Source organism: Streptomyces sp. SID486, from assembly GCF_009865385.1.
Taxonomy (GTDB): Bacteria; Actinomycetota; Actinomycetes; order Streptomycetales; family Streptomycetaceae; genus Streptomyces.
Genome location: NZ_WWJT01000059.1, coordinates 1 through 5,541, shown reverse-complemented (window position 1 = coordinate 5,541; position 5,541 = coordinate 1). Strand labels below are relative to the sequence as shown.

Sequence of the window (5,541 nt, the reverse complement as noted above, 5' to 3'; positions counted from 1 at the left end):
GTCGGTCAGCGGTACACGCTTCGTCCACGGTCCCCGGTCCGTGCGCGGTCCGCCGTCGCTCCACGGCCCGCGGTCCGCCGGCGGGTGCGTGCCGGCGCTCGACGGCGGGACCGGCGTGCTCATGCCGGCGCTCCCGGCGGCACGAAGGGCAGCCCTCGCGGCGCACCCGACTCGATGAGCCGCCAGAGCGCGTCCGTGTCCGCGTGCTGCTCGATCAGGTCGCCCAGCCGGTCGAGCTGTTCCTCGCGCAGCGCGGCGAAGGACGTGTCCGGCGCGGGCACGAAGCGGCGGCCCGTGGCGGCGGCCACCTCCCGCAGGAAGGCCCGCCGGAAGCCGTCCGACTCCAGCGAGCCGTGCCAGTGGGTGCCCCAGGTCTGGCCGGCCCGGCAGCCGTCCAGGAAGGGTTCCCCGCCGGTGACCTCGGCCACCCCGTGGTGGATCTCGTAGCCGTCGACCGGCTCGCCGAGGGCCTCCCCGGCCGGCCGGGTCAGGGTCTTCTCGCGGGCGAAACGCACCCGCACGGGGAGCAGCCCGAGCCCGGCGACCTCACCGGCGCGCGACTCGACCTCGTCCTCGATGTGCTCGCCGAGGATCTGGAAGCCGCCGCACACGCCGAGCAGGGGGCGCCCCTCAGCGGCCCGGCGCACGAGCGCGTCCGCGAGCCCGCGCTCCCGCAGCCACCGCAGCGCCCGTACGGTCCCGCGCGTGCCCGGGACCACCACGAGGTCGGCGTCCGCCAGTTCCTCCGGGCGGTCCACGAACCGCACCACGACGCCCGGTTCGGCGGCCAGCGCGTCCACGTCGGTGAAGTTGGACATGAGCGGGATCGCGCACACGGCGACCCGCAGCACGTCCTCGCCGACCGGGGGAGCGACGGTCGACTCGCGGACGGTGCCCCGCAGCGAGATGCGCAGCCCGTCCTCCTCGTCGATGCCGAGCCCGTGCCGGAACGGCAGCACGCCGTAGGTGTGCCGCCCGGTGAGTCCGTGCAGCATGTCCAGCCCCGGCGCCAGCAGACTGACGTCGCCCCGGAACTTGTTCACCAGGAACCCGGCGACGAGCTCCTGGTCCTCGGGCGAGAGCAGGGCGACGGTCCCGAAGAAGGAGGCGAAGACGCCGCCGCGGTCGATGTCGCCGACCACGAGCACGGGCAGCCGGGCACCCCGGGCGATGCCCATGTTGACGATGTCGGTGCGCCGCAGGTTGATCTCGGCCGGGCTCCCCGCCCCCTCGCAGATCACCGCGTCGTACGTGCCCCGCAGCTCGGCGAGGCAGTCCAGCACCGTGCCGAGCAGCCGCTGCTGGCGTCCGCCGTGGTAGCCCCGCGCGCTCATCTCCCCGACCGGCTTGCCGAGCAGCACCACCTGGCTGCTCTGCTCGCCGCCGGGCTTGAGCAGCACGGGGTTCATCAGCGCGGTCGGCTCGATCCGGCAGGCCTGGGCCTGCATGGCCTGGGCCCGGCCGATCTCCGCACCCTCCCGTGTGACGTACGAGTTGAGGGACATGTTCTGCGCCTTGAACGGCGCGACCTTCACGCCCTGGCGTGCCAGCCAGCGGCAGATGCCGGCCGTCACGACGCTCTTTCCGGCGTCGGACGTGGTGCCGGCGACGAGGAGACCACCGTTCACTTCCCGTGCCCCTTCCACAGTGCGCGCCCGGCGAGGGTGGCGCCGAGCGCGAGCAGGCCGACGCGGCGGGAGAGCCGTACGGCGCGGTCGATGTCGGCGACCCGGACCGGCCGTCCGGCGCCGCCGTTGAGTACGGGGCGGTGCTCGACCCGCCCGCCGTAGGAGAGCGTTCCGCCCAGCCGGACACCGAGCGCACCGGCGAAGGACGCCTCCACCGGCCCGGCGTTGGGACTCGGGTGCCGGTGCGCGTCGGCCCGCCAGGCGCGCAGGGCGCCCCGCGGATCGGGACCGGCCGCGGCGGCGAGTACGGCGGTCAGCCGCGCCCCCGGCCAGCCGGCCACGTCGTCGAGGCGGGCGGAGGCCCAGCCGTAGCGGCGGTGCCGGGGCGACCTGTGGCCCACCATGGCGTCCAGGGTGTTGACCGCGCGGAACCCGGCCAGACCCGGGACCCCGGCCAGGGCACCCCAGACGAGGGCGCCGACCACGGCGTCGGAGGTGTTCTCGGCGACCGACTCGACCACCGCCCTGGCGATCCCGTCGGCGTCCAGCGCCTGCGGGTCCCGGCCGCACAGATGCGGCAGCCGGGCCCGGGCCGCCTCGACGTCGCCGGCCGCCAGGGCGCTCCCGACGGCGCGGGCCTCCCGGGCCAGCGAGGTCCCGCCCGTGACGGCCCAGGTGGCGGCGGCGGTCAGCGCGACGGAGGCGGCGGGGGAGGGGCGTACGGCGCGTACGGCCAGCGCGCCGAGACCGACGGCGCCGCCGACGCAGACGGTGGTGTGCAGGGCGCCCCAGCCACGGTGGTCGTGCCACAGGGCGCTTTCCACGGCCGCGGCCGCCCGGCCGAAGGCGGCGACCGGATGCCCACGGCGCGGGTCGCCGAGGAGCAGATCGGCGAGGATGCCGGCGGCGGCACCGTACGCGTACGTGCGATCGGCACCCACCGGCTCAGCCGGCCATGGGCGCGGGAGCGGTCCTGGAACGGTTCCTTCGGCAGCCGGGCATGGCGTTCGGTGTCCTCACTCAGGGTGTCCGCGCCCTGGTTCGACGTGAATCGGCGGTGAGAGTTCCTGGCTCCCGGGGGTCTTTCCCCGGTGACAGTGGCGGGACCGCGCCGGATTCGCACCGGCTTCCTCTCCTGCCGCCGTAGCTGGCCTGGGCAGTCCACCACGCGCCCGGAACGGCCGTCAACCTGCCGTTGACCTGCGGGGGAGGAGTGTGCCGATCCCCACATGACGGAGCGTGAGGACATGCCCGAGGCTCCCCTCGGCAGATGCCGGGAGGGGAGCCTCGGGATGTTCGGTCGACTGCGTCGCCCGGTGCGGGGCGTGAGCGCGGCCGCCGGTGCGCACGCGCCGGGTCGCACCGGCAGCCCCAGCCGCTGCCGGGTGGGTCAGGGCTTGGCCACGATCAGGTAGATGCCGTAGGCCACCGCCGCCGCGCAGGCCGCGAAGCAGACGTAGGCGCCGGTGACGGCGAGGCCGGCGGAGCCGCCCTGGGCCGCGGCCCTCTCGCGCCGGGCCAGACCGTTGACACCGAGGGTGAACAGGGCCACCAGGCCCACCGTGAACGCGAGGCTGACGCCGAAGACGGAGCCGATGGCCGCCCAGTCGATCTTCATGGGGATGCTTCCTTCAGTAACCGGGTGCTCGGGGTCAGACCGTGGCGGCCGGCTCGGCGGTGGTCGCCGGCTCGGTGGCCGGGGCGGGGATCGTGGCCGTCAGGTCCTCGGTGACCGTGCCCGCGGGCGGCGGGGTCACCGCGGCGATGGCGGTGGTGACCACACCGGCCGGCTCGGCGGTCTCGGCGACGACGTTGGTGTGGTCCACGACCTCGCGGCGGGAGATCTTCCAGATCGCGGCGCTCGCGGCGACCAGGAAGAGGGCGACCACGGCGGTGCCCCAGTCACCCAGGTCGGTGACGGACTCGGCACCCGCGCCGACCAGCGCGGCGGCCGGGAGGGTGAGCACCCAGGCGACGAGCATCCGGGTCGCGGTGGACCAGCGGACCACGCCGCCCTTGCGGCCGAGGCCCGCGCCCATGACCGAGCCGGAGACGACATGGGTGGTGGAGAGGGAGAAGCCGAGGTGGGAGGAGGCCAGGATGGCGGTCGCGGCGCTGGTCTGGGCGGCGAAGCCCTGGCGCGGCTCCAGGTCGGTCAGGCCCGTGCCCATGGTGCGGATGATGCGCCAGCCGCCGATGTAGGTGCCGAGTGCGATCGCCAGGCCGGCGGAGAGGATCACCCAGGTGGGAGGGTTGGAGCCGGGGGCGACGGAGCCGCCCGCGATCAGCGCGAGGGTGATGATGCCCATCGTCTTCTGGGCGTCGTTGGTGCCGTGGGCCAGGGAGACCAGGCCGGCGGAGGCGATCTGGCCGGCGCGGTAGCCCTTGCGGGTGGCGTCGCCCTCGGCCCGGCCGCCGATACCGTAGGAGAAGCGGGTGGCCAGCATCGAGGCGAGACCCGCCACGAGCGGCGCGGCGACCGCCGGGAGCAGCACCTTGGTCACCAGGACCTCTCCGTGCACGGCGCCGAAGCCGGCGGAGGCGACGGTGGCGCCGACCAGGCCGCCCATCAGGGCGTGCGAGGAGCTGGAGGGAAGGCCGACCAGCCAGGTCAGCAGATTCCAGAGGATCGCGCCGACCAGGGCGGCGAAGATGACCTCGGGACGGATGCCGGCCTCGTCGACGAGGCCCTTGGAGATCGTGTTCGCGACCTCCACCGAGAGGAAGGCGCCCACAAGATTGAGGACGGCGGACATGGCCACCGCGATCTTGGGCTTCAGGGCGCCTGTGGAGATGGTGGTGGCCATCGCGTTCGCGGTGTCGTGGAAACCGTTCGTGAAATCGAACGCGAGGGCGGTCACCACCACAATCGCGAGGATCAGCGAGAAGCTTTCCATTTACCCAGGCAATCGTTCGAGGTCGTTGGCGCGACGAACGTAGGCAACCTGGGTGAACGGAAGATGAACTGGGTCGGGCGTCATGGTGTCTCTCGAGGGTGGGCCGGGTTCCGCTTCCCCGTGTCGGCCCAAGTGCCCCTTGGCTAGCGGCCCCGCGCGAAGATCCGCAGCCGGCTCAGGGAGCCATTGAAGAGATTCTGGTCACCCGGCAGCGCCCCCTTGGTGCCGTACTGCCAGAACGTCCAGTACTGCCAGCCGCCCGGCAGCGCCCCCGGCCGTGAGGTGCCGTGCCGGGCGATCCACAGGGGGTGGCTCTTGGAGAACGAGCGGCTGTTGCCGGTGCAGAGCTTCCACCACTGGGTCGTGGTGTAGATCACCGGACGGCGGCCGGTCCGCCGCTTGATCTCGTCGCTGAACGACCGGATCCAGCGCACCATGCCCGCCTTGCCCAGTCCGTAGCACTTGCGGTTCGCGTTGTACGGGTTGTACTCGATGTCGAGCGCGGGCGGCAGCGTCCAGCCGTCCGCCTGCCAGCCGCCGCCGTGCCGTACGAAGTACGCGGCCTGCTTGGCGCCGGAGGAGCGGTCCGGCCGGGCGAAGTGGTAGGCGCCCCGGAGCAGTCCCGCCTTGCGGGCGCCGGTGTACTGCCCGGAGAAGTAAGGGTTGCGGTAGTTCGTGGACTCGGTCGCCTTGATGTAGACGAACCGCGCGCCCTTGGCCCGGGCGGCGGTCCAGTTCACCCGCTTCTGGTGGGACGACACGTCGTGGCCCTTGGGGGCCTTCGCCCGGCCGGAGGCGAACGCCGCCGATCCGGCTGGCATCAGGGAGCCGATCGGCTCCACGGGGACGTCCGGCGCCAGTGCTCCGAGCGGTTCCGCGGGGTCGTCCGGCGCGACCGGAATCCCCGGGCCGCCCGGCTGCCCCGCTCCGTCCGGCGCCAGGAATCCGATCGCCCGTCCCGCTCCGGCGGACGCGGGGGACCCGGCCGGCCCCACGGACCCGGCCGGCCGCACCGA

General features: G+C 73.9%; 5 protein-coding genes and 1 riboswitch. All 5 genes read right to left on the bottom strand.

The annotated features are described in order from the left end of the window. Positions 1 to 119 precede the first annotated feature (119 nt). The 5 genes from GT045_RS03100 to GT045_RS03080 all read right to left on the bottom strand — a co-directional run bounded on the left by GT045_RS03100 (position 120) and on the right by GT045_RS03080 (position 5,358). Entirely contained in the window at positions 120 to 1,628 is a 1,509-nt protein-coding gene (locus GT045_RS03100) for a cobyric acid synthase (protein WP_161333214.1), read from the bottom strand. Continuing rightward, entirely contained in the window at positions 1,625 to 2,569 is a 945-nt protein-coding gene (locus GT045_RS03095) for a cobalamin biosynthesis protein (RefSeq protein WP_161333213.1), read from the bottom strand. Before GT045_RS03095 ends, GT045_RS03100 begins: the two co-directional genes overlap by 4 nt. Positions 2,570 to 2,666: 97 nt before the next feature. Further along, a riboswitch (cobalamin riboswitch) is annotated at positions 2,667 to 2,809 on the bottom strand. Positions 2,810 to 3,018: 209 nt separating this feature from the next. Then, on the bottom strand, positions 3,019 to 3,246 hold the full coding sequence (locus GT045_RS03090; RefSeq protein WP_161296980.1) for a hypothetical protein: 228 nt from the start codon (positions 3,244 to 3,246) through the stop codon (positions 3,019 to 3,021). 34 nt (positions 3,247 to 3,280) lie between these two features. Then, a complete protein-coding gene (locus GT045_RS03085; RefSeq protein WP_161333212.1) occupies positions 3,281 to 4,525 on the bottom strand; it encodes an inorganic phosphate transporter in 1,245 nt (414 codons plus the stop codon). Positions 4,526 to 4,668: 143 nt separating this feature from the next. Continuing rightward, positions 4,669 to 5,358, bottom strand: coding sequence for a lysozyme (locus GT045_RS03080; RefSeq protein WP_345942534.1), 690 nt, complete (start codon positions 5,356 to 5,358; stop codon positions 4,669 to 4,671). Between the last annotated feature and the right edge of the window lie 183 nt (positions 5,359 to 5,541).